The 22,940-nt window shown below is 56.8% G+C and carries 22 protein-coding genes; 6 read left to right on the top strand and 16 right to left on the bottom strand.

Features of this window, described 5'->3' with window-relative positions; translation table 11 throughout:
- Window positions 1–163: 163 nt before the first annotated feature.
- From M3668_RS09630 to sdhC, 6 genes are all read right to left on the bottom strand, one after another.
- Entirely contained in the window at window positions 164–1,261 is a 1,098-nt protein-coding gene (locus tag M3668_RS09630) for a BMP family lipoprotein (RefSeq protein ID WP_251380636.1), read from the bottom strand.
- A 308-nt stretch (window positions 1,262–1,569) separates the two neighbouring features.
- Window positions 1,570–2,784, bottom strand: a complete 1,215-nt coding sequence (locus M3668_RS09625; RefSeq protein WP_251380635.1) for an amidohydrolase — start codon at window positions 2,782–2,784, stop codon at window positions 1,570–1,572.
- A gap of 171 nt (window positions 2,785–2,955) precedes the next feature.
- Window positions 2,956–3,741, bottom strand: a complete 786-nt coding sequence (locus M3668_RS09620; protein ID WP_251380634.1) for a succinate dehydrogenase iron-sulfur subunit — start codon at window positions 3,739–3,741, stop codon at window positions 2,956–2,958.
- A gap of 1 nt (window position 3,742) precedes the next feature.
- A complete protein-coding gene (gene sdhA, locus M3668_RS09615) occupies window positions 3,743–5,506 on the bottom strand; it encodes a succinate dehydrogenase flavoprotein subunit (protein ID WP_251380633.1) in 1,764 nt (587 codons plus the stop codon).
- Between the two features lie 41 nt (window positions 5,507–5,547).
- Window positions 5,548–6,033 (bottom strand): succinate dehydrogenase, hydrophobic membrane anchor protein, encoded by a 486-nt coding sequence (gene sdhD, locus M3668_RS09610; RefSeq protein ID WP_251380632.1) that lies wholly within the window; start codon window positions 6,031–6,033, stop codon window positions 5,548–5,550.
- Between the two features lie 3 nt (window positions 6,034–6,036).
- Window positions 6,037–6,417 carry a succinate dehydrogenase, cytochrome b556 subunit gene (gene sdhC / locus M3668_RS09605; RefSeq protein WP_251380631.1) on the bottom strand — a complete coding sequence of 127 codons (381 nt, stop codon included), beginning with the start codon at window positions 6,415–6,417 and terminating at the stop codon, window positions 6,037–6,039.
- A 313-nt stretch (window positions 6,418–6,730) separates the two neighbouring features.
- On the opposite strand from sdhC, the gene M3668_RS09600 reads away from it, so the two are divergent.
- Together M3668_RS09600 and M3668_RS09595 are read left to right on the top strand one after the other, a co-directional pair.
- A complete protein-coding gene (locus tag M3668_RS09600; protein WP_251380630.1) occupies window positions 6,731–7,840 on the top strand; it encodes a mannose-1-phosphate guanylyltransferase in 1,110 nt (369 codons plus the stop codon).
- A 95-nt stretch (window positions 7,841–7,935) separates the two neighbouring features.
- Entirely contained in the window at window positions 7,936–9,264 is a 1,329-nt protein-coding gene (locus M3668_RS09595) for a hypothetical protein (protein WP_251380629.1), read from the top strand.
- 69 nt (window positions 9,265–9,333) lie between these two features.
- On the opposite strand, the gene M3668_RS09590 is transcribed toward M3668_RS09595, so the two are convergent.
- From M3668_RS09590 to M3668_RS09580, 3 genes are all read right to left on the bottom strand, one after another.
- Complete coding sequence (locus M3668_RS09590) at window positions 9,334–9,870, bottom strand: 2'-5' RNA ligase family protein (RefSeq protein WP_251380628.1); 537 nt, start codon at window positions 9,868–9,870, stop codon at window positions 9,334–9,336.
- A 15-nt stretch (window positions 9,871–9,885) separates the two neighbouring features.
- Entirely contained in the window at window positions 9,886–10,920 is a 1,035-nt protein-coding gene (gene trpS, locus M3668_RS09585; protein WP_251380872.1) for a tryptophan--tRNA ligase, read from the bottom strand.
- 90 nt (window positions 10,921–11,010) lie between these two features.
- Complete coding sequence (locus tag M3668_RS09580) at window positions 11,011–11,463, bottom strand: hypothetical protein (RefSeq protein ID WP_251380627.1); 453 nt, start codon at window positions 11,461–11,463, stop codon at window positions 11,011–11,013.
- A gap of 74 nt (window positions 11,464–11,537) precedes the next feature.
- Between M3668_RS09580 and M3668_RS09575 the strand changes: the two genes are divergently transcribed.
- On the top strand, window positions 11,538–12,248 hold the full coding sequence (locus M3668_RS09575) for a GntR family transcriptional regulator (protein ID WP_251380626.1): 711 nt from the start codon (window positions 11,538–11,540) through the stop codon (window positions 12,246–12,248).
- Here M3668_RS09575 and M3668_RS09570 read toward each other — a convergent pair.
- Together M3668_RS09570 and glyA are read right to left on the bottom strand one after the other, a co-directional pair.
- Window positions 12,245–13,132 (bottom strand): bifunctional methylenetetrahydrofolate dehydrogenase/methenyltetrahydrofolate cyclohydrolase, encoded by an 888-nt coding sequence (locus M3668_RS09570; RefSeq protein WP_251380625.1) that lies wholly within the window; start codon window positions 13,130–13,132, stop codon window positions 12,245–12,247. The two genes, M3668_RS09575 and M3668_RS09570, sit on opposite strands and share 4 nt — an antisense overlap.
- Before the next feature lie 2 nt (window positions 13,133–13,134).
- Window positions 13,135–14,418, bottom strand: coding sequence for a serine hydroxymethyltransferase (glyA, locus tag M3668_RS09565; protein WP_251380624.1), 1,284 nt, complete (start codon window positions 14,416–14,418; stop codon window positions 13,135–13,137).
- 621 nt (window positions 14,419–15,039) lie between these two features.
- Here glyA and M3668_RS09560 point away from each other — a divergent pair.
- Window positions 15,040–16,755 carry a substrate-binding domain-containing protein gene (locus tag M3668_RS09560; RefSeq protein ID WP_251380623.1) on the top strand — a complete coding sequence of 572 codons (1,716 nt, stop codon included), beginning with the start codon at window positions 15,040–15,042 and terminating at the stop codon, window positions 16,753–16,755.
- A gap of 224 nt (window positions 16,756–16,979) precedes the next feature.
- Here the strand turns inward: M3668_RS09560 and purH are convergent, their stop codons facing one another.
- Together purH and purN are read right to left on the bottom strand one after the other, a co-directional pair.
- A complete protein-coding gene (gene purH, locus M3668_RS09555; RefSeq protein WP_251380622.1) occupies window positions 16,980–18,584 on the bottom strand; it encodes a bifunctional phosphoribosylaminoimidazolecarboxamide formyltransferase/IMP cyclohydrolase in 1,605 nt (534 codons plus the stop codon).
- Between the two features lie 97 nt (window positions 18,585–18,681).
- Window positions 18,682–19,260, bottom strand: a complete 579-nt coding sequence (gene purN / locus M3668_RS09550) for a phosphoribosylglycinamide formyltransferase (RefSeq protein ID WP_251380621.1) — start codon at window positions 19,258–19,260, stop codon at window positions 18,682–18,684.
- A 67-nt stretch (window positions 19,261–19,327) separates the two neighbouring features.
- Between purN and M3668_RS09545 the strand changes: the two genes are divergently transcribed.
- Window positions 19,328–19,741 carry a hypothetical protein gene (locus M3668_RS09545; protein ID WP_251380620.1) on the top strand — a complete coding sequence of 138 codons (414 nt, stop codon included), beginning with the start codon at window positions 19,328–19,330 and terminating at the stop codon, window positions 19,739–19,741.
- 8 nt (window positions 19,742–19,749) lie between these two features.
- Here M3668_RS09545 and M3668_RS09540 read toward each other — a convergent pair whose 3' ends face one another.
- On the bottom strand, window positions 19,750–21,402 hold the full coding sequence (locus tag M3668_RS09540; protein ID WP_251380619.1) for a cell division protein PerM: 1,653 nt from the start codon (window positions 21,400–21,402) through the stop codon (window positions 19,750–19,752).
- A gap of 101 nt (window positions 21,403–21,503) precedes the next feature.
- On the opposite strand from M3668_RS09540, the gene M3668_RS09535 reads away from it, so the two are divergent.
- Window positions 21,504–22,277 carry an SDR family NAD(P)-dependent oxidoreductase gene (locus M3668_RS09535; protein WP_251380618.1) on the top strand — a complete coding sequence of 258 codons (774 nt, stop codon included), beginning with the start codon at window positions 21,504–21,506 and terminating at the stop codon, window positions 22,275–22,277.
- 16 nt (window positions 22,278–22,293) lie between these two features.
- Here M3668_RS09535 and M3668_RS09530 read toward each other — a convergent pair whose 3' ends face one another.
- Window positions 22,294–22,734 carry a PIN domain-containing protein gene (locus tag M3668_RS09530; RefSeq protein WP_251380617.1) on the bottom strand — a complete coding sequence of 147 codons (441 nt, stop codon included), beginning with the start codon at window positions 22,732–22,734 and terminating at the stop codon, window positions 22,294–22,296.
- Window positions 22,731–22,931 (bottom strand): nuclease PIN, encoded by a 201-nt coding sequence (locus M3668_RS09525; protein ID WP_251380616.1) that lies wholly within the window; start codon window positions 22,929–22,931, stop codon window positions 22,731–22,733. Before M3668_RS09525 ends, M3668_RS09530 begins: the two co-directional genes overlap by 4 nt.
- Between the last annotated feature and the right edge of the window lie 9 nt (window positions 22,932–22,940).

The raw sequence follows: 22,940 nt of genomic DNA, 5'->3' as shown, positions 1-22,940 counted from the left end.
GGCGCAGCCCCTTACCCAGCGGCAAACTGGAGTGGCTTCGCGTATACGTTGTGCTTTAGTCTAACTGGTCTCTTGCCGAGGGAAGAACCAGGGGGCAAACAAGCGGCTCACACTACCCTAGGGGGAGTGCGAGCCGCCTTTACTATGGCTCAACTGCTAGGAGTTATGCGGTGGGTGAGCCAGCGGTTTCAACCTTGATAGTACCGGAGATAATATCTTCTTTGATCTTGTCCAGTTCAGCCTTGGTTTCGTCAGTTACCTCGGAATCGAAGTTGTGGAAGGGAGCCAAGCCCACACCATCGTTCTCCAAGGTACCGATGTAAGCCTCGGAGGTGAAGTTACCGTCCATGTCAGCCTTGATGGTCTCGGTGATAGCGTCATCCATTTTCTTCATGACAGAGGTGAGGATGATGTCCTGGTAGTCAGCGTTGGTTTCGAAGCCATCAGCGTCAACCCATACAACAGATGCGGGTGAATCGGGGTTTGATGCGTTGTATTCTTTAACAGCTTCAAGAGTACCTGAACCTACGGGGCCAGCAACGGGCATAATCACGTCAGCACCCTGATCAAGGAAGTTCTGAGTGTTGGTCTTGCCCTTGGTGGCATCCTCGAAGTCGCCGGTGAAGGTACCGCTCTGGCTGTCGCTGTTCCAGCCCAGAACCTCAACGTCTGCGTTCTTCTGCTGGTTATAGTAGTCAACACCCTGCGCGAACCCATCCATGAAGATAGTGACGGTGGGGAATTCCATACCACCGTAGGTAGCTACCTTGCCGGTCTTTGACTGTGCTGCGGCAACGTAACCGGCCTGGAAAGCAGCCTGAGCGGTGTCAAAGACAATGGGGCGCACATTATCCAGCTCGATGGAGTTATCATCCACGATGGTGAAGTGCAGATCGGGGTTAGCTTCTGCGATTTCCTTGGTGGTATCAGCCAAACCGAAGCCTACGGTAACGGTGAGGTTACAACCGGCCTGGACCATCTCGTTGAGGTTGGGAGCGTAGTCGGTCTCAGCGGTGGACTGAGCTTCCTTCATGATAATACCGAACTCGGTCTCAGCGTGCTTTACGCCAGCGTAGGAGTTCTGGTTGAAGGACTTGTCCTGGAAGCCACCAAAGTCAGAAACGATGCAGCCAAGGTAGTCGCTGGACTCCCCGGATGCTGATGATGATTCTTCGGGAGCTGCTCCACAACCTGCAAGCAGGAGGGCGGAGACACCCAGCAGTGAACCGGTTGATGCAATGTGCTTGCGTGAGAAAGCCATGAGGGTCCTTTTCGTACGGCCCTGAGAGCGTGCCCTGCGCGACCTTGCGCCAGTGTTTTAACCCGCCCCAGAGAATATTTTGCGTAACACAACACATCTTAGTGTGATTTAAGTTTCTATTCCTCCCCGGCCGCCCAGGATCTAAGTGAACCACACTACACTTCTGGGTGCTCCCGAGTGACTGCCCTCTTATTTACGCTAATCACAGCGGCAGTAGCCGGATTCTGGAACAGAGACGAGCCAGTTCAAGGTTTTTTAAAATATTCTCGTCCTTGGCCCTGCAACGTTTCTCTGGGTAGGGCAGCCCTCTAGAGGACTAGTTCAGCGCGGATAGCGCGGAGGGCAGTAGCTGCCATGACGCGCACGCCAACTTCAATGGCACGTTCATCGGGGGCATAGTCCCCGCGGTGCAGGTCAAAAGTGTAGCCCCCGGGCATACGCGTACCCAAACGGATGAGGGCACCGGGCACTTCTTGCAGCATCCAGGCAAAATCCTCGCCGCCCATAGACTGCTCGACTAACACCACTGCGTCCTCACCCAGCTCGGCACGCGCAGCGTTCTCGAGCATAGCAACCTCGTCTTCGGTGTTAACTGCCGGCGGGACGCCGCGGAAGTGCTCTAGCTCCACCTCGACGTTGTAGGGGGCAGCAATCTGTTCAACCACTTCGTCAAGAATTGAACCTGCCTGTTTCCACACGTCTGCTTCCAGGCAGCGCATGGTCCCGGCGAGAAAGGCGGTGGAGGGGATGGCATTGGGGGCTACCCCCGCTTCAATCTGGCCCCAGACCACCAGAACCCCGCTGCGCACGTCAGTCTTGCGAGAGAGCACAGCGGGCACATTGATGGCGATCTGGCTCAGAGCATAAACGATGTCTTCGGTCAGGTGCGGGCGCGAAGTATGACCGCCCCGACCTTTAAGGCTGATTTTAATGGTGTCAGATGCACTGGTAATCGCCCCGATACGGGTTCCGATTTTGCCCACATCTACCTTGGGGTCGCAGTGCAGGGCAAAGGCGCGGGGCATGCCCTCTAGGATTCGCTGAGCCAGCACATCGACAGCGCCACCAGGCAGCTGTTCCTCAGCCGGCTGGAAAATAATACGAATGCTCGCACCCAGCGGGTTTTTTTGGTGCAGGCGATGCAGAGCGATGGCAACACCCAACATGACGGTCTGGTGAATGTCGTGCCCGCAGGCGTGCATGACCCCGTTGACTGTGGAGGCGTAGGGCAAATCGGTTTCTTCTTGGATGGGCAGCGCATCGATGTCGGCACGAAAGGCTGCCGCGTAAGGCCCCTCCCCCACATCAACATAGCAACCGGTGCCCTTGAGGTGCTTAGGCTTCAACCCGGCATCAGTCAGAGCGCTAAAGATACGCTCGGTGGTTTTCTTCTCCAGGTAGGACAACTCGGGGTTGGCATGCACCTCACGGCGGAAGCGGATGAGCTCCGGGGTGAGCGCACGAAGGCGCTGCCCAAAGATTGGAGAGTTCACATCAAGGGTGATCGCTGCTGAAGAAGACATACATCTAAGATAACCCCCTGCCCCGCAATCCTGCGAAGTGAGACCGCTCGTGAAGCCCCACCCTCTCTATGACGCTTCTGTGACACTTCTCCACCAGACGCAGGACGCCGCCGCGCTCCCCTACCCTGATGGCAGGTGAGACACGGCGGCGTCCTGTGGATGCTCTAGCGGCTAGAGTGAGCGGACAAGAATTGCCTGCTTGACCTCGGCGATAGCCTTGGTGATCTCAATACCGCGGGGGCAAGCCTCGGTGCAGTTGAAGGTGGTGCGGCAGCGCCAAACGCCTTCTTTGTCGTTGAGGATTTCTAGTCGCATATCGCCGGCGTCATCGCGTGAATCGAAGATAAAACGGTGGGCGTTGACGATAGCTGCCGGGCCGAAGTACTGGCCGTCGGTCCAGAAAACGGGGCAGGACGAGGTGCAGGCTGCGCAGAGGATGCACTTGGTGGTGTCATCAAAGCGGGCGCGGTCTTCCTGGGACTGGTAGCGCTCACGCTCAGGCTCGTGGGTGTCATTGACCAAGAAGGGCATGACCTCACGGTAGGCCTGGAAGAAGGGCTCCATATCGACAATGAGGTCCTTCTCGCAGGGCAGACCCTTGATGGGTTCAACGGTAATCGGCTTAGCGAGGTCAAGGTCCTTGAGCAGGGTCTTGCAGGCTAGGCGGTTGCGGCCGTTGATGCGCATGGCATCCGAGCCGCAGATACCGTGTGCGCAGGAGCGGCGGAAGGACAGCGAACCGTCAATCTCCCACTTAATCTTGTGCAGGGCATCCAGTACGCGGTCGGTGCCGTACATGGTGAGCTGGAATTCGTCCCAGTGCACTTCTGCCGACAGTTCGGGGTCGTAGCGGCGTACCTGAACGGTGATGTCAAAGGTGGGCGTTGCGCCCGCGCCACCGGTTTCAGATGCTAACTGAACCTTTGATTCTGGTTCACGTGCTTCAAAATCAGCCATTTTAATACTTACGCTCCATCGGTTCGTAGCGGGTGAAGGTCACGGGTTTGGTGTCGAAACGCAGACCCTTGATACCTTCCATCTCGGTGGTCTCATCGCGGTAGACCATGGAGTGCTTCATGAAGTTAGCATCGTCGCGGTCGGGGTAGTCCTCGCGGAAGTGACCGCCGCGGGATTCCTTGCGGTGTAGGGCGGCGACCGACATAACCTTGGCAAGTTCCAAGAGGAAGCCCAGTTCAACAGCTTCGAGCAGGTCCAGGTTGAAGCGCTTGCCCTTGTCCTGGATCTGGATGCTCTTGTAACGCTCTTCGAGTTCAACAATCTTGTCGACAGCGTTGTGGATGGTCTCTTCGGTGCGGAATACCTGCATGTCGGCGTCCATAACATCCTGCAGTTCCTTACGGAGCTGACCTACTTTTTCGGTGCCTTCGCCGTTGCGGATCTGATTGAGCAGGGCGAGGGTTTCGTCAGCTGCATCATCGGGCACAGGCAGGAAGTCAGCGCTTGCAGCGTACTCTGCAGCGTACATACCGGCGCGCTTGCCGAAAACGTTGATATCCAGCAGGGAGTTGGTGCCCAGGCGGTTTGAACCGTGTACAGATACACAGGCCACCTCACCGGCTGCGTAGAGACCGGGGATGATGTCTTCTGAGTTGGCGTGAACCTCAGCCTTGATGTTGGTAGGGATGCCACCCATTGCGTAGTGAGCGGTGGGGAACACAGGCACCGGCTCGGTGTAGGGTTCAACACCCAGGTAGGTGCGTGCGAACTCGGTGATGTCCGGCAGCTTCTCATCGATGTGTGAGGGTTCCAGGTGGGTAAGATCCAAAAGGACGTAGTCCTTGTTGGGGCCACAGCCGCGACCTTCACGCACTTCGTTAGCCATAGAGCGGGCAACGATATCGCGGGGTGCTAGGTCTTTAATGGTCGGCGCGTAGCGTTCCATAAAGCGTTCACCGTCGGAGTTGCGCAGGATGCCGCCTTCACCGCGGGCTGCCTCTGAGACCAGGATGCCCAGACCAGCCAGGCCGGTCGGGTGGAATTGTACGAACTCCATATCTTCCAGGGGAATGCCGTTGCGCAGGGCAATCGCCATGCCGTCGCCGGTGAGGGTGTGGGCGTTAGAGGTGGTCTTGAAGATCTTGCCACAGCCACCGGAAGCGAAAATGATGGACTTGGCCTGGAAGACATGGACGTCACCGGTTGCCAGGTCGTAGGAGACCACGCCAGCGGGGCGGCGGACGCCGTCCTCATCTTCAACCATGACCAGGTCGAGCACGTAGTACTCGTTATAGAACTCAACGTTGTGCTTAACGCAGTTCTGGTACAGGGTCTGCAGAATCATGTGGCCGGTGCGGTCTGCTGCGTAGCAGGAGCGGCGCACGGGTGCTTTACCGTGGTCACGGGTGTGACCACCAAAGCGTCGCTGGTCGATGCGTCCTTCAGGGGTTCGGTTGAAGGGCAGACCCATCTTTTCAAGATCCAGCACAGCTTCAATGGCTTCCTTAGCCATCACCTCTGCTGAATCCTGGTCAACAAGGTAGTCCCCGCCCTTAATGGTGTCAAAGGTGTGCCATTCCCAGTTGTCTTCTTCGACGTTGGCAAGGGCTGCGCACATGCCACCCTGAGCTGCACCGGTGTGGGAGCGGGTAGGGTAAAGCTTGGTGAGAACAGCGGTGCGGACGCGCTGACCAGCTTCAATTGCTGCGCGCATGCCGGCGCCACCGGCACCAATAATCACGACATCGTACTTATGTACCTGCATTAGTCAATGCTTCTTTCTTCAGTGTCTCGTTCTTAGAAAACTTAGGGGGCTGCGCAGAAGGACGCAAGAAGCTCGGGATCAGCACCAGCGGGGCAGGGGTCAAAGGTAAAGATGACCAGGGTGCCCAGAAGAATGACGAAGGCTGAGGCGAGGAAGAGCGCAACTTTAAGAATGAAACGTACGCCGTCCTTCTCTGCATAGTCATCGATGATGACGCGCATACCGTTGGTGCCGTGAAGCATAGCTAGCCAGAGCAACAGCAGATCCCAAACCTGCCAGAAGGGGTTAGCGAGTTTACCGCCCACGAAACCGAAGTCGATGCGGTGCACACCTTCGCCCATCATGAGGTTGACAAAGAGGTGACCGAAAATCAGTACAACCAGCAGCACACCGGAGATACGCATGTAGAGCCAGGCTGCCATCTCAAAGTTGTTGCGCTTAGAAGATGAACGGTTGTACTTAACGCCCGAAATGCTGTGATCGCGGCTACGGGGAACAGAAATCTTAGTTTTCAGCGGTGTTGCCATGGCCTAGTGACCCCCAAATACGAGCATTGCGTGACGGATAATGAAAGGAATCATGACGACTGCCCAGAGAACGAGCACTCCCCACAGCATGCCCTTCTGGTTGCGGGCACCGTTCTTCCAGAAATCAATGAGGATGATACGAATACCGTTAAAAGCGTGATAAACGATAGCTGCAACTAATACAGCTTCACCGGCACCCATAATGGGGTTCTTGTAGACGCTCATAACGGCGTTGTAGGCCTCCGGAGATACACGGACTACCGCGGTATCAAGGACGTGGACCAGCAAGAAAAAGAAAATAGCAATACCGGTAATGCGGTGGGCAACCCATGACCACATACCTTCGCGGCCACGGTACAGCGTGCCCTTGGATGTATTCGGCACTGAATAACCTCCTGTGTAATGCGGTTGAAGCAGCTCTAATCTGCCTGCGCGAGCTACCCGCACAACAACCTAGTGTGTGTTCTACTCAACAGTTAGATTAGCAGGTTTTCAGGAGTGATAATGACATTGTGTCAGTCAGGCCCTTAGCTCATTTACCGGAAATTAGGGCAATTTTTAATGACTTTATTGCCTTTTTCTGCGCGATACTGCAGGGTAGCCCACGGGGTTCACAGCTACACGCCCCCCAAGGGTGGACCTACACTTCTCTAACATTTCAGCAATATGACGTTATTTATCGGTACACTTAGACACGATGAGAACACCACTTGAACGGTTCTACCCCCTCATTCCGGCCGGCGGAGTGGGCTCACGTCTCTGGCCCCTCTCTCGTGCGGTAGAACCTAAATTCCTTCTTGACCTGACCGGAACAGGCTCTTCCCTGCTTCGTGCTACCTATGATCGGCTAGTTGATCTTGCAACCGACGGGGTCATGGTAATTACCGGCGAGGCCCACGCTAATGCTGTCACCCAGCAACTGCGTGAACTCCGGGGCTCAGACCTCGTCCTCGAACCATCGCCCAGGGATTCTGCCGCAGCTATTGGTCTTGCCAGCGCAATTCTCTACCAGCGGGACCCCGAAGCAATTATCGGTTCCTTTGCTGCTGACCATGTGATTGACCCGGTTGAAGACTTCCAGGCGGTAGTTCGTGAAGCTATTGCTGCCGCTGCCACCGGCAAGGTTGTCACTATCGGTATCGAGCCAACCGAACCCTCCACCGCTTTTGGCTACATTAAGGCCAGTAAGAGCTTGGGTGCCAAGGATGCCCCCCATGCTCTTGCCGTCGAGGAGTTCGTGGAAAAGCCGGATACCCAGACTGCGAGCGCTTATCTTGCAACCGGTGATTACACCTGGAATGCAGGCATGTTCGTAGCCCCAGCCCAGCTCATGCTGAAGCATATTGAAGCTAATGAGCCGGAGCTTTACGCAGGGATCATGCAGATTGCCGGCGCCTGGGACACCCCAGAACGCGACGCCACCATGAACAGAGTTTGGGACACCCTACCCAAGACCGCCATTGACTATGCTGTGGCGGAACCCGCTGCAGCAGCAGGTGATGTCGCCATGGTTCCCGGCTCCTTCAGTTGGGACGATGTTGGTGACTTTGACGCGGTTGCTCGCCTGAATATCGAGAAAACCGGCGACGATCTCTTTGTCCTGGGTGATAAAAATAATGTCATCACCGAGGATTCCACCGGAATTATCGTCAATAACACCCACCGTAAAATTTCGGTGATTGGTATTTCTGATGTGGTGATTGTCGATACCGCTGATGCACTCTTAGTGACCGTAAGAGATGACGCACAGAGCGTGAAAAACACCGTTGCAAAGCTCAAGGAACAGGGATTGAATAACCTGCTTTAGGCTAAAACAACACTGGAACGGGAGCCCATTAAGGTGGTTCCCGTTCTTTTTAATCTTCTTATGCAAATGATTCTCATTTAAGTTATGCTGTTTTTATGCATACACCCAAACACCAATCAACCCTATCGGCCGTCATTTGCATTGCCGCTTTTGCGCTGGCAGGCTGCAGTTCGGCACCCCCTTCCAGCACCCTAGCTACCAATTCACCGGCAACCTCTAGCGCCGTAGCCCAGACGGAAATTAAAGAAGCATCAGCACCCTCCTCCCGCCTAGCACTTACCTATGATGGCGGGGTCATGGTCCTAGATGGCAAGACCTTCGAAGTACTCAAAACCATTAAAAAAGAAGGTTTTTTGAGGCTTAACCCCGCTGGGGATAACCGTCACATGGTAGTGGCAGATGGCAACTCCTACACCATGCTGGACATGGGCGCCTGGACGCAGGAGCACGGGGACCACGACCACTACTACACCACCGCTCCCACCCTTACATCACTGAGCTTTGCAGCCGAGGGTACCGGCCACGTTATAGTGGATCACGGCAAAAGCGCGATGTTTGCCGATAAAACCGGCACCTTCGACATCTATAACCCAGCCGACCTGACCGGCGAAGATCAGCGTACTGTCTCCACGCTTGAAACAACCTCTGTGACCCTCCCTGAGCCCCATCACGGCCTAGCTATTCCACTGGAAAATGACCGCTACCTGGTAGCCGTGGGCAACGATGAAGAGCGCAGCGGTGCAGCTGTGGTCGATGCTGAGGGCAAGACCATCGTTGAAAACAAGGAATGCCCGGGTCTTCACGGCGAGGCAGTTGCGGCAGATGGCATCATCACCGTAGGGTGCCAGGACGGTGCCCTCATTTACAAGGATGGTGCTTTTATTAAGGTCAGCAACTCAGAAGACCCATACTCCCGCTCAGGAAACCAGGCAGGTTCTAAGGCCTCCCACTTTGTCCTAGCTGACTACAAGACCGATAAAGAGGCTGAGCTTGAACGCCCCGAGCAGTTCTCTATCATCGACACCGAAGCTGAAACCCGCACCAAAGTAGCACTACCTGAGGGTGTTTCTTACACCTTCCGCTCTCTAGCCCGCGGTGAGCAGGGCGAACACTTGCTGCTCACCACCGACGGCAAGCTACGTTTCTATGCTGAGGACGGCGCTGAACTGGGCGCTGTTGATGTTATGGACTCCTGGGAAGAATCTACCGTCTGGCAGGACCCCCGCCCTGCTATCTGGGTGGATGGTCACACCGCTTATGTCACCGACCCCGCCAGCAAGAAACTACACATCATTTCCCTAGCAACAATTGCTCAGGGCGAAGCTGAAGTCTTTGAATCAGTTGACCTACCTGAGGTTCCTAATGAAATCAACGGTATCTCACGCACCGCAACTACAAAAGTATCAGCAGAGGTAGAGCACTAGCTCCTTCACCGATAAACCCCGCCGCCTGGCCGAATAAACGGCAGGGCGGCGGGGTTTTAGCCTGCGATGCTAGCGCAGGCTGACATCGGCTAGATGGTGCCAGGTTTCCCCTGTATAGCGGTTGACCTGTAGCTGATCGATAGTAAAACCGGCGAGCTGTGCATCAAGCCCGGCAAAATCACGCAGAGACCTAGCTAGGGCGGCCTCTTCAAGACCATGAGCTAGAGTCAGATGCGGTTCATAGGAGAAGGGCGATTCTGATTTCCCCAGAACTTCGACGCAACGGCTGTGGAGGTATCTAAAGCAGTCCGCCCCGCGGGCTAAGGGCAGATAGGTGACCGGGCTAGCCGGTTGAAAGGACTCAGGCTCCCCCAGGACCACCTCAACTGCTCCGTGCCCAGCCAGGGCAGCCTCTAGCTGCACAAGCTTCCCCTCACCCGCGGTGTCCCGGGCAATAAGAAGGGTGATATGGCAGCTCTCGGCAACCGCGCCCACCATACCGTGCTCACGCCGCCACTTAACGATACGCTCGGCAAGGGGCGGGGGCACCTGAGCAATAATACTCAGGTACCCACCACCGGTCAGCAGGGTTGGTGACACCGCCACTGTTTGCGACCCTACCTATTGGGCGGGCAGGAAGCCCACGGCGTCGTAAACGTTCTTAATCGTCACCGAAGCAATCTCGCGAGCCTTGCCAGCACCGATTGCCAGCAGACGGTCCAGCTCTGCAGGGTCATCCATGAGCTCTAGTACGCGAGCGCGGATGGGAGAGAGCTCTTCGACCACGATTTCTGCCAGATCAACCTTGAGATGACCGTACATCTTGCCCTCGTAGTCAGCGACGATGCTGTCAACATCGCGGCCGGTAACGGCGGAGTAGATGGAGAGCAGGTTGGAGACCCCTGGCTTATTCTCGCGGTCATAGGAAATCTCTGTGCCCGCGTCGGTGACCGCTGACTTGATTTTCTTAGCGGTCTTCTTGGGGTCATCGAGCAACCAGATGATGCCCTTGTCGGTGGCTGCCGACTTGCTCATCTTGTTGCCCGGCTCCTGCAGATCGTAAATCTTGGCAGTCTCTTTGAGTATCTTGGGCTCCGGCACTACAAAGGTGTCGCCAAAGCGGGAGTTGAAGCGCTGAGCAAGGTTGCGGGTAAGCTCCAGGTGCTGACGCTGGTCCTCACCCACCGGCACGACGTCCGCCTGGTAGAGCAGAATGTCAGCGGCCATAAGAACGGGGTAGGTGAAAAGACCTACCGAGGCGTTATCAGTACCCTGCCTGGCTGCCTTGTCCTTAAACTGGGTCATGCGCGCTGCTTCGCCGTAACCGGTAATGCAGTTCAGCACCCAGGCAAGCTGAGCGTGCTCGGGTACGTGAGACTGCACAAAGAGTGGGGTCTTTTCGGGGTCAATGCCCGCTGCGATGTACTGGGCAGCTGTCTTGCGGGTGCGTTCTAAAAGTACCGCGGGGTCCTGAGGCACGGTAATGGAGTGCATATCGGGGATGAAGTAGAGGCAGTCGTGGTCCTGCTGCAGGGTTACCCAGTTATTAACGGCCCCAATATAGTTACCCAGGTGCATAGAATCAGCTGAGGGCTGGGCGCCCGAGAAGGCGCGGGGAGCGCTGGTAGCTGCATGATCAATAGAGGCTTTTGACATCTGTTCAGGCTGTGAGGTGCTCACGAAGTTTCCTTTGTGCTGAAAAAGCTGGGCTTTCAAGCTGCTAGTCGGTGGGGTTGGCCTTGGGGCTTACGCGCCTTCTTTGGCAAGCTCCATGCCGTTTTTGGCGGTGAAGTTAATGGTGTCCAAGGCTCGGTCAATCATGTCGCGCGAGTGAGCATCATCAGCTTCGAGCTGCTCAGCAATAACTTTGGACTGGACTAGGCAAATCTGGAAGGAGTGCGCCAGTTTTTCGGTATGTACATCAGCTTCATACTCTGCCCGCTTCTCTGCGTGGGTTTCATAGGCCTTACGCTGGGCAGTCAACGTCCGGTTGACGCTCACCAGTAAATAGATAGCTAAGCCCAGCCAGGCAGTGATAACACCCGCTAGAATCCACCCCAGGACTGACTCCTCATGGGCTGCCTGCAAGATTGCCCATACCAAAAGGAGCACCAGAATTCCCATACCGATGCTTGCTCCAATGAGCACGGTTTTATTGTTTTGCTGCTGCGCTGTGTTCTCTGAGCCGTTTGTTTGCATGCTCACCATTATGTCAAAGGAAATAGCGGCGTAGTGAACTGCCCGAGCAGTTTTTCAGCACCTAGACTGGAAGTATGACCGGTATTACACGTGAAACCAAGTATGTTCAGGTAGCGCGTTTGGTAAAGGAACGCTATATCAAGCCCCAGCCGCCCCACTCCCCCTTGCCCGCGGAGCGCGAGTTGCAAGCTGAGTTTGGGGTGTCGCGAGATACCGTGCGGCGAGCACTGCGGGTGCTAGCTGACCGTGGGCTGGTCTATCACGTTCAGGGGTCTGGCACTTTTGTTGCTGCACAGCACAACACCGTGAGGGCGCCGTCTTTGCATCCCTTTACCGAGGATATGAAGGCCCGCGGTCACAGGCCTCAGTCGGTAACAATCTCCTGCCAGATGGTGGTTGCTCCGCCGCTCGTTGCCAGAGATTTAACCCTGGACGACGGCGCAAAGGTCATTGAAATGAAGCGCCTGCGCAGCGCTGACGGGGCTCCAGTCGCACTGGAGACGGCCCATTTTTTGCCCGAGGCTTTTGCCCATCTACAACCCGAGGTGAGCGGATCCCTCGATGCACAGCTGCGCCGCAGCGGATATAGTGTGGAATCAGCTCTCCAGCGCATCTCGGCTACTAACCTCACAAAACAGGAGGCCATCTGGCTAGAAGTGCCCCAGGGAACCGCTGCCCTACGCGTCGAAAAAGTTGGTTTTACAAGCCGCGGCCTGGCGGTAGAGAGCACTCAGACCCTTTACCGCGCAGACCGCTATGACTTTGAAGTGCAGGTGGAACGCTAAGCGGCATCCGCCATACGCTCAGCGGTTTCAACCACGTTGACTAGCAGCATAGCCCGGGTCATGGGGCCGACGCCGCCGGGGTTGGGTGAGTACCAGCTAGCCTTAGCAACGGCCTCCGGGGAAACATCACCGGTCAGCTTCTTCTTACCAGTCTCGGCATCCTCAACTCGTGAGACACCAACATCCAGCAAGATGGCGCCGTCCTTAACCTGGTCGGCTTTCACCGCGTGGGGCACACCCACAGCAGCAACAATCACATCTGCCTCGCGCAGGGCTGCGCTGACGTCCTCGGTGCCGGTGTGCACCAGGGTAGCAGTTGCGTTGACTTCCTTACGAGTCAGTAGCAGACCTAGAGGACGACCTACGGTAATACCGCGGCCCAGTACCGCCACTTTCTTGCCCTTCCAGGAAATTCCGTGGCGCTCCACCAGCTCAATGACGCCGTTGGGGGTGCAAGGGAGAGGTGAATTCAGCTCATCCCCCACGTTCAGCACCAAGCGACCCAGGTTAGTGGGGTGCAGACCGTCCGCGTCCTTCTCGGGTGAAATCTTCTCAAGAATACGGTGGGTGTCGATGTGTTTGGGTAAGGGTAGCTGAACGATATAGCCGGTGCAGGCAGGATCGTTGTTGAGCTGATCCAGCTCTGCTTCCAACTCTTCCTGGGTGACGGTCTCGGGCAGCTCCACGCGGATGGAGGCAATACCCACCTCTTCGCAGTCACGATGCTTACCACCCACGTAGGAGTGCGAGGCAGGGTCATCCCCCACCAGAACGGTGGCCAGACCGGGGGTTAGTCCGCGCTCTTTGAGGGCAGCAACGCGCTCGGCTAGCTCCTCCTTAATGGTGGCTGCAGTTGCCTTACCGTCAAGAATCTGAGCAGCCATTCTTACCATTCCTCAATGCCGGAGTAGAGAGGGAACTTCCCGCACAGGGAGGTGACGCGTTCACGCTGTGCAGCAACGTCCACACCAGGCTTGAGGGTTTCAGCGATAATATCTGCAACCTCGATGAAGGCCTCAGCGTCAAAACCGCGAGTTGCCAGCGCAGGGGTACCGATACGCAGGCCGGAAGTCACCATGGGCGGGCGGGGGTCGTTAGGAATCGAGTTGCGGTTCACGGTAATGCCTACCTCGTGCAGCAGGTCCTCTGCCTCTTTACCGTTAATCGCAGCGTTGCGCAGGTCAACCAGTACCAGGTGTACATCGGTGCCACCGGTTAGAACGCTAATACCCGCCTCAGCGACATCTGGCTGAGATAGGCGCTCTGCAAGAATCTTAGCTCCCTCAAGAGTGCGCTGCTGGCGATCCTTGAACATCTCAGAACCAGCAATTTTGAAGGCGGTTGCCTTACCTGCAATAGCGTGCATGAGGGGGCCGCCCTGCTGACCGGGGAATACCGCCGAATCAATCTTCTTCTTGAGGTCTTCAATGCACATGATGAAGCCCGAGCGGGGGCCAGCCAAAGTTTTATGCACGGTTGAGGACACCACGTGGGCATAGGGTACCGGTGAGGGGTGTAAGCCGGCAGCGACCAGACCCGCGAAGTGCGCCATATCAACCCAGAGGTAGGCTCCCACCTCATCGGCAATCGCACGGAAGGCAGCAAAATCTAGCTGGCGAGTGTAGGCACTCCAGCCGGCAATAATCACCTTAGGCTTTTCCGCCAGAGCCAGCTCACGAACCTCGTCCATGTTCACCCGGCCGGTCTCTTCATCTACGCCGTAGGCAACCACTTCATAGAGTTTGCCAGACACATTCAGCTTCATGCCATGCGTCAGGTGACCACCGTGGGCTAAGGATAGGCCCATAATTTTATCCCCGGGGGTGAGCAGAGCATGCATCACCGCATTATTCGCCTGGGCGCCAGAATGCGGCTGGACGTTAGCGTGGTCAGCACCAAAAAGCGCTTTAGCGCGGTCAATAGCTAGTTGCTCCACCACGTCCACGTGCTCGCAACCGCCATAGTAGCGGCGCCCCGGGTAGCCTTCAGCGTACTTGTTGGTCAGAACGGAACCCTGCGCTTCAAGAACCGCGCGCGGGGCAAAGTTCTCTGAAGCAATCATTTCTAGGGTGTTCTGTTGGCGGCCCTGCTCAGCAGCAATCGCTTCAGCAATTTCAGGGTCTACCTCCGCCAGGGGCAGATTGGTCACGTTCGGGGAAAGGTTGGTCATGCCACATCCTTTGGTGTAGTGAATCAGGCGCTGCCCGGCACAAGGGGCAGACTCCCACCCGTAAAAAGGTGGGGTTCTAAGGATTAAGTGTATGTGAGCTGTGCCCCGTCTGCTCAATTGAGACATGGCTATCTGAGAAATTGCGGCAGATTGTCCGCTCTGAGCTCACAGAGAAGAGTGGCCGGGTCTAGCCCTGACGCAAAATCGTGCGTGCAAACTCGAAATAGCACTCAGCGTCGAAGTCAGCTAGCACAGTCGATTGCATCACAAAACCGGTAAAAACACTCAGCACAGCAGCTGCCAGCATGTCTAACCAAGTTTCCAGTTCAGCCTCAGCCTACCGCCGCGGGTGAAAAGAGACCGAGCTACCTCTACAATTTCGGAACGGCGATTTTGCATATATTCTTGACTGAACTTACGGCACGTTCCCTATTTTTAGGACACCTTGATTGCCCAGGTGCGCCGGTGCATCCACGCATAGACATACCCTTTTGTTGCTAGACTTTGAAAGAATATTATGGCGCACTAGGGAACACGCGCCAACTATGCCCCTTTTGCCTGACCTACTAGGCATAGGTGCCCGCACATGTATTCAGTATCGTCATGGGGGAAGGCAATACCGTGGATAGCTCACAGTCGCGGCGCGCAGTGCGCGAGCAACAACGAAAGAAAACCATCCGGAAATGGGCAGCCACTGCTGCAGCAGCTACTATTCTGCTTTCGGGCGGAGGAGTAGTCGCTCATCATCACGTTGAAGGTGAGAATAGGGGAACCTCGCCGTCTCAGCAAGCTCTACCTCCTGAGTGCGCTACCACCCGGAACGTCACCGTTGAGACCACGCCAGCCATGGCACAGGTTCTTGAAAAAATCCCGGTTGATCCAGAAAAATGTATCACCCTTGATGTAAATATCGGTGAGAGCTCGGAAGAGGTGCTTTCGCAGGCAGCGAGCGGTAGCTCATATGCCCACCTGTGGATCCCTGATTCTTTAACCCGTGCCACGCTGGCCATGGCCGAAGCCAAAACCGAGCTGACCCCCATCTCAGATTCACTGGCTCAAACGATAGCGGTGGTGGTTACCGCAACTGATACCCCCCGCTTCCACCACTGGACTGATGCCCTCGCTGACGGCAACGCCGCAAAAATGGGGGATCCTCAACAAAATTCGGGTGCTTTCGCGGCATTCATGTCGGGAATTGCTGAAGTATCAGCTGGTCACAGTTCCCCCGAGAAGCTCGCTGAAGGTACGGGCCTGCGTGCCACCACCATTGGCGTGGACGGTGAGCTCCCCACGTCCGAAGATTTACTCACACAGGTTGAGAAGGGCGAAATCCCGGCAGCGATAGTTACCGAGGCTGTATTTACCCGCTACCGCGCAGAACACGGCGGTGAATCCCTCAAGGCAACCGCGCCGGGTAGCAGCTCAGCGATACTGGATTTTCCGCTCTACAGAACCTCGACCAGCACCAATAGCACCATCGACGGCGCCGCCGCACAAATCAGCAATTTTATGGCAAGCGATGAAGGCCGCCAGGCCCTTTCTGAGGCAGGCTTGCGGCCCACAGGGCAGGAAGCTCTAGAGGATGGTGGGGCTCTAGGCAGTGTCACCCCGCTGACCCAAACCAATCCCGAAATCTTGGAGCGGACCTGGCTGAGTTACTCCATGCAGTCCGCCCCTCTGAACGCTTTGGTTATTCTGGATGCCTCGGGGTCTATGCTGACTCCCGTAGAGGGGACCGATAAGACCCGCATGGATCTCATGGTGGACTCCGCTCTGGCAGGGTCACAGCTCTTCCCAGCTCGTGATTCTATAGGTCTTTGGAAGTTCTCCCGTAATCTCGCATTACCCGATGGCTGTACCGCCGATTACCAGAAACTGGTACCGGTGCGTGGTATGGAGGAAGAGGTCACCGATGGGAAGACCCAACGTGAACTCCTTCAGGAGGCTGGAACCAGCATCTCAGGGTCTATCGGGAGCACCGATCCCACCGCTTTGCATGACACCCTGCTAGCGGGCTTCCGAGAGTTAAAAGAACATTACGAACCCGGGGCAGCCAACGTGGTCATTATGCTGACCGATGGTGAGAACTACGATGAGGGTTCCATCTCTCAAGAGGAACTTATCTCCACCATTCAGGCTGAGCAGGACGCCGATGAGCCTGTTTTCATCCTTCTGATCGGTATTTCGCAGGACGCTAACATGGAGGCGCTCCAGACCATCGCGTCGGCCACCGGCGGTGAGGCCTACCCGGCGCTCTCCCCCACTGACGTTCAGGTGATCTTCTCTGAAGGCTTGACTCAGGTTGCTGCCGAAAAGGCGAAGGAAGCAACCCAGTAAACCAGCGGGTCCTTCTGTGGGCAAGGGCTGTTGGTGGAAGAAGTGGCGGGATGGAGGGCAAAATTCCGAGCGAGCGATGGATATAAATTTTGCCCGGAATCGGTGCCCGCCATCCAGCGGAAACTTCTTAGTGGAAGAAGTGGCGGGATGGAGGGCAAAATTCCGAGCGAGCGATGGATATAAATTTTGCCCGGAATCGGTGCCCGCCATCCAGCGGAAACTTCTTAGTGGAAGAAGTGGCGGGCACCGGTAAAGTACATGCTCACCCCAGCCTCTTGAGCCGCTGCGATGACTTCTTCGTCGCGGATGGAGCCACCGGGCTGAACGACGGCGCGCACTCCGGCGTCCAAAAGTACCTGTAGGCCGTCTGCGAAGGGGAAGAAGGCGTCTGAGGCAGCTACTGACCCTTGGGCGCGTTCGTCTCCGTCGGCTAGGGTGTTGGCGCGTTCTACCGAGAGGCGGCAGGAGTCTACGCGGTTGACCTGGCCCATGCCGATGCCCACTGCAGCACCGTGGTTAGCCAGCAGGATGGCGTTGGACTTAGCTGAGCGTAGTGCCCGCCAGGCGAAGGCCAGATCTGCTAGGGTTTCTGCGTCGACGGCTTCGCCGGCAACCAGCTGCCAGTTTTCGGGTGCGTCGCCCTCTGCGTTCAGGCGGTCCGCCTGTTGAATGAGGGCCCCACCTGAGATCTGGCGGTATTCTAGGGTATCCAGGGCGAAGTCGGCGGGTAACTGTAGGATGCGCAGGTTCTTCTTGCTTTGCAGAATCTCCAGTGCTTGAGCGCTGTAGGAGGGGGCAATGATGACCTCGGTGAAGATGCCCTTGACGGTTTCTGCCATGGCTGCGGTGATCTCGCGGTTAGCGGCAATAACGCCGCCGTAGGCTGAGAGGGGGTCGCAGGCGTGTGCTTTAGCGTGCGCGTCAGCAATTGGGTCAGCAGCACTGGCTGACCCAACAGCGATACCGCAGGGGTTGTTGTGTTTGATGATGGCAACGGCAGGCTCATCAAAGTCGTAGGCGGCGCGCAGGGCGGCATCGCCGTCCACGTAGTTGTTGTAGCTCATGGCCTTGCCACCGAGCAGAGTTGCCTGAGCAATGCCTGGGGAGGCGGCGGCGTTAGTGTAGAGTGCGCCTGCCTGGTGGGGGTTTTCGCCGTAGCGCAGGGTGTCGGTCAGTTCAAAGGAGTTCCCTGCGAAGGGCGCCCAGATTTGCTCGTCATCGGTTTCAAACTGGGCTGCGGTCCAGGTGGCAACAGCGGTGTCATAGGCTGCGGTGTGGGCGAAGGCGGCGGACGCCAAGGCGCGACGCTGAGCTAGGTTGAAACCCCCGTTTTTGGCAGCTTCCACCACAGTGTTGTAGCGGGCCGGATCCACCACGATAGCTACAGCGTCGTGATTCTTAGCAGCGGCACGCACCATGGAAGGCCCACCGATATCGATTTTCTCGATGATGGCGTCTTGATCAGCGCCGGACTTCACGGTATCAACGAAGGGGTAGAGGTTCACGACCACCAGGTCAAAGGCTTCAATGTCCATCTCTGCCAAAGTGTCGATGTGCTCCTGCTTGCGGCGGTCAGCCAGGATACCAGCGTGGACGCGGGGGTGCAGGGTCTTAACGCGGCCCTCTAGGCACTCGGGGAAACCGGTCACATCTGAGACTTCAGTGACGGGCACGCCAGCGGCAGCGATGGTGGAGGCAGTGGAACCGGTGGAGACAATCGCGACCCCGGCTTCGTGCAGACCCTTGGCAAGATCTTCAAGGCCGGTCTTGTCAAAAACAGAAATGAGAGCGCGTTTGAGAGGTACGCGATCCAGCTGAATGAGGCTCACTAATGAACTCCGTTTCTTGTGCTGCGTGGGGCAGCAGGTGGTTGAGATACGTGAGTCGTATTTGAGAGCCCCGACCCGCAGGCTCAGCCCCGCGGGGCTAAAACTGTGGGTTTGAGGGGGAGGCTTCTAGCTGACCGATAGTTTTAACCAGAAGCGCTCGCTCTTTCAGCTTGATGCGTTCGTGCAGGGTTTCTTCGGTATCATCTGGCAGGACGTCCACCGCGGCTTGCGCCAAGATGGGGCCAGTATCAACCCCAGAATCAACCAGGTGCACGGTTAGACCGGTAACTTTCACCCCGTGGGCTAGGGCGTCACGCACCCCGTGAGCTCCCGGAAAAGAGGGCAGAAGGGCGGGGTGGGTGTTGATAATACGGCCAGCAAAACGATCCACCAGCTGGGCATCTACAATGCGCATGAAACCCGCGAAGATAACGTAGTCGGGGCGATAAGCAGCGATTGCCTCTTCTAGTGCCCTGTTCCAGGCTGGGCGGTCTTGATAGTCAGCCGGTTGTATTAGGAAGGTTTCGATACCGGCGGCTACGGCTCGTTCGATGCCCTGACAGGGCTTATCTGCCCCCACCGCCACCACTTCGGTGGGCAGCTGGCCGGCCTTAACGGCATCCACAATAGACTGCAGATTGGTGCCCGAACCGGAGACCATTACAACAACACGCATGGACTATAGTTTAGCTCACTTACCCACGAGATGTCGCTCTTTTCAGCGGGGCGGTAAGGTGGTATCTATGTCTGAGAACCACGAGCAGCCGAGTGCGCCCAGCCTTGAAGCCCTAGAGAACATCCGCATCTGGTCGCGGTGCACCTTCTTGTCATTGGTTCTCGCTTTTGGAATGACCAACTTTCCCGGGTGGGGCAACACTCTTGCGCTGCCTCTTTTCGCGCTCACCATTGGCCTCGCTATCACCACCATGGTAAAGATGCTGAAGGCTAAGTTCCCCTTTTTCTCGGTGCTGCTGATGATTATGATTGTGATCTGGTCGCTCTTTCTTAGCCTCTCATCGGGTGTTCAATTACTCTTCCCCGAGGCTGCCGGCAACTACGCCACCTGTCTAGAACAAGCGCTCACCATTGCCCGCAGCGATCAGTGCACCGCACAAATGAGTGACGGTATTTTCAGTCAGATTATGGGCGGCAACTAGCCTAAGAGCTAGCTACGACGCCGGGACTTAGGGCGGCGTATGACCGGCCGGAAGGTTTTCTTAGGCTCTTCGGCAGGCTCGGTATCTGTATCAGCTACCGTGTCACCGGCCTCTTCCTCAGGCATTAAGGGAGCCGAAGTTTCTTCAGCGCCCGTCTCAATCTCACTGCTGACGCTTTCAGCATCAGGCACCGCGTCAGCTGCCGAGTCTAGTTCTGCAGCATCATCAGTGGGTTCTTCTCCCGTTTCAGCTCGTACGGAACCGGTGGCTTCTTCCCCGTTAGTCTCAGAAGTCTCAGCCTCAATACTTGCTACCTTCTGACCCCGGCGTTTGCGCTTAAAACGAGTCTTGGGGTTGGCGGCATCCTCTGCGAATCGGTCGAGCTCACCGGTGGTATCACGCACCAGCAGGTGGGCTAGTCCCAGACCCAGCATGATGCCAGCGGCCAGAAGCACCGCAGAATACAGACCAAACACCAGGGGGTTGGGGCCAATCTCGGTAAAACGCCCCAGACCCAAAGACCCGTTGGCAACCCAGCCCAGCAGAGCTGTAACCGTAAAAGTAGGGATCATGCTAAAGATCGCTAGACAGATGGTAGAGAGCGGCCAAGAACACCAACGGAAACGAATTTTGAGGGCAAACCACTCATCCAGGTGATTTTCACCTTCACGGAAGAACCACCAGCCTCCCACCGCACCGGCAGCTACCGGCACCACCAGTGCCAACAGCCCCAGTGGGTAGGACGCGTGCGGCAGAGCCCCCAAGATGGGAAGGGCGGGCATCACACCGGTGTCGGTGCCAGTCAAATCAATCGATGTACCGGTGCCCAGAGCAAAGCCAGCCCCGGAGCTCCACGCCATGGCGTATATAACAAAATTAGGGATGAGACCCAGCTGCAGCAGAGTCAGAGCAGTACCGCCCACAGCCCCAGCACGCAGGGTCTGGTAGAGGGCGATAACATCGTCCCAGTGCCAGAAAATAGTAAGACTCAACAGCAGGGCCCCGCCAGCTCCCAGTGCCAGTACACTCACCAGGGCAGCACGTACCGCTGCCCAGATGTAAGAGCCAGCCCAGCGGGAATACTGGCTAAATTTCTTGACCCAGTCGGCAGCATTCACACCAATCATGGCAGCCAAGGAGCGTGACTCCGCGTAACCACCGGCTAGAACGCCCAGCACCACTACCCAAAGGGGAATAAGCGCTGCAAAAACCGGTGAGGTGGCAAAGTAGTCGCCGGTTGAAAGCGCACTAATAGCCACGCTAACCAGCGCGTAAGCGCCCATACCGCCCAGTAGTGGCTGCCAGAATTGGCCCTCATAGGAGGCCCTCGCCAAGCGCCTGCCCGAACGGTAGCAGAGCGCTAAAGGCATCAGTGTCAGTCCTAGAGGCATAAGACTCATCGTGCCCGAAATCGCAGAGAACGCACCCTGCGCTGGGATGTCCATAGCCAGCGGAACACCGTGCACCAGCAACCAAGTATGGCCGGCTACCGAGGTAGCACCGGCAAAGGTGCTGTTATCAAAACCGTTGGTATACCAAACAGCTGCCAGCAAAAGGACAACGGCCAGGTAACTCAGCACTGCAACGAGGGCAAGCTCAACGGCACCCTGCAACCACAGGGGCATGGGTAAAGAACGCGGGGGGCGGGCTGGTGTTTTCATCGCTTTTATCATGTCATGTTTCGTTTGCTGATACCCAAGCGCTCGGTGCCTTTACAGCAAGTTCCCCGAATGATGTTGGGCATGTTAGGTAGAGTGCACCTATGAGCATTGACCCATCCTACGTTCTGATTACTGGTGCCTCCGCTGGCATCGGCGCCGAATTTGCGCGCCAGTACGCCGCGGCCGGTTACCATTTGGTGCTGACAGCTCGCAGGGTTGACCCGCTGCAAGATCTGGCTGAGCACCTGCGGGCGGAGTGCGGTGTCAATGTTGAGGTGCTTCCCGCTGACCTGCTCAATCCCGATGATTTAGAGCGCCTGGTAGCCCGTTTACAGCAGGATGAAGCTCCGGTGGAAATTCTGGTCAACAACGCAGGCTTCGGTTTAGGTAGCTCTTTCGACGCTGCCACTGCCCAGCAGCACCTGGCGCAGGTGGATGTCCTCGCCAAAGTTCCGTTGCTGCTCATGCACACCGCTATCACTACCATGCTGCCCAGGGGCAGGGGGCGCATCATTAACGTGGCCTCGGTGGCAGCCTTCACCCCGGGCGGCACCTACTCAGCGGTCAAAAGATTTTTGGTGTCTATCTCAGAGTCAGCCAACCTACAGTACGCACCGCGCGGCATCACCGTCACAGCAGTCTGCCCGGGTCTCACCCGCTCAGAATTCCACGACGCCATGGGGCAAGTAGCCCCTTCCCTACCTGGTTTTCTCTGGTTGACCCCGCAGAGGGTAGTAGCGGACGCCACTGCTGCTAGTCACCGGGGCAAAGCACTCTGCGTGCCCTCAGTACCCTACAAGGTTGCGGTGGGCCTCACCAAGGTTCTGCCCCGGGCAGCGGTAGCCAGGCTGATTGCGCGCACACGCAACTATTAGAGGAACAGCAGGGGTGTCATGAGGTGCCGTCGAGCCAGGGATTTGAGGCGGGCACGCCCCAGCTGCGATAGACCTCTGCCTTAGATGAGATAATTTCAAGCTCATGTACCGCCGCTGTGGCGCTCATCAGACCTTCCAGGGCAGCGGTTGGTAATGGGGTGGACGCCGCTGAGCCCACCGCGTGTAACTTAGGTTCGGCGTGCCGTCCGGCCCATTCCAGGGAGACTCGGGCGTCCACGTCCAGTACGTGATCGCTAAAGCGGTCGGTGAGCTCAGCCAACCAGCGGTCTGTCTCTGGGTAGGGGTAGAGACCCTTTAGCTCACCAAGGCTCAGCACCGAAATGTAGAGAGTGCGGTAGGAGCTGCGGCGCAAAAACGCCACCACAGTGGGGTGAGGGTTTACCTTGCGGATCTCGGCAAGGACGTCCGAATCAAGAAGAAGACCTACCTGGCTCATGCAGCTTTCAGAACACCGTATTCAGTAGCAGGGATGCCGCTCGGGTTAGGAGCCAGCAAGAAATTCAGGAACTCGCTACGCTCGTTCGAAATACGAGTGTAGTCCTGAATACTCATCGCGGTAAAACCACCGCGGGCAGGTACAGATGCAGCAGAGATATTCTTCTGGACAGAGATGTGGGGGCGAGCATTTGACATGGTGCCTTT

Source organism: Rothia sp. P100 (assembly GCF_023712425.1).
GTDB classification, from domain to species: Bacteria; Actinomycetota; Actinomycetes; order Actinomycetales; family Micrococcaceae; genus Rothia; species Rothia endophytica.
The sequence above is the reverse complement of the archived record's forward strand: the minus strand, read 5'-3'. Positions and strand labels throughout refer to the sequence as shown.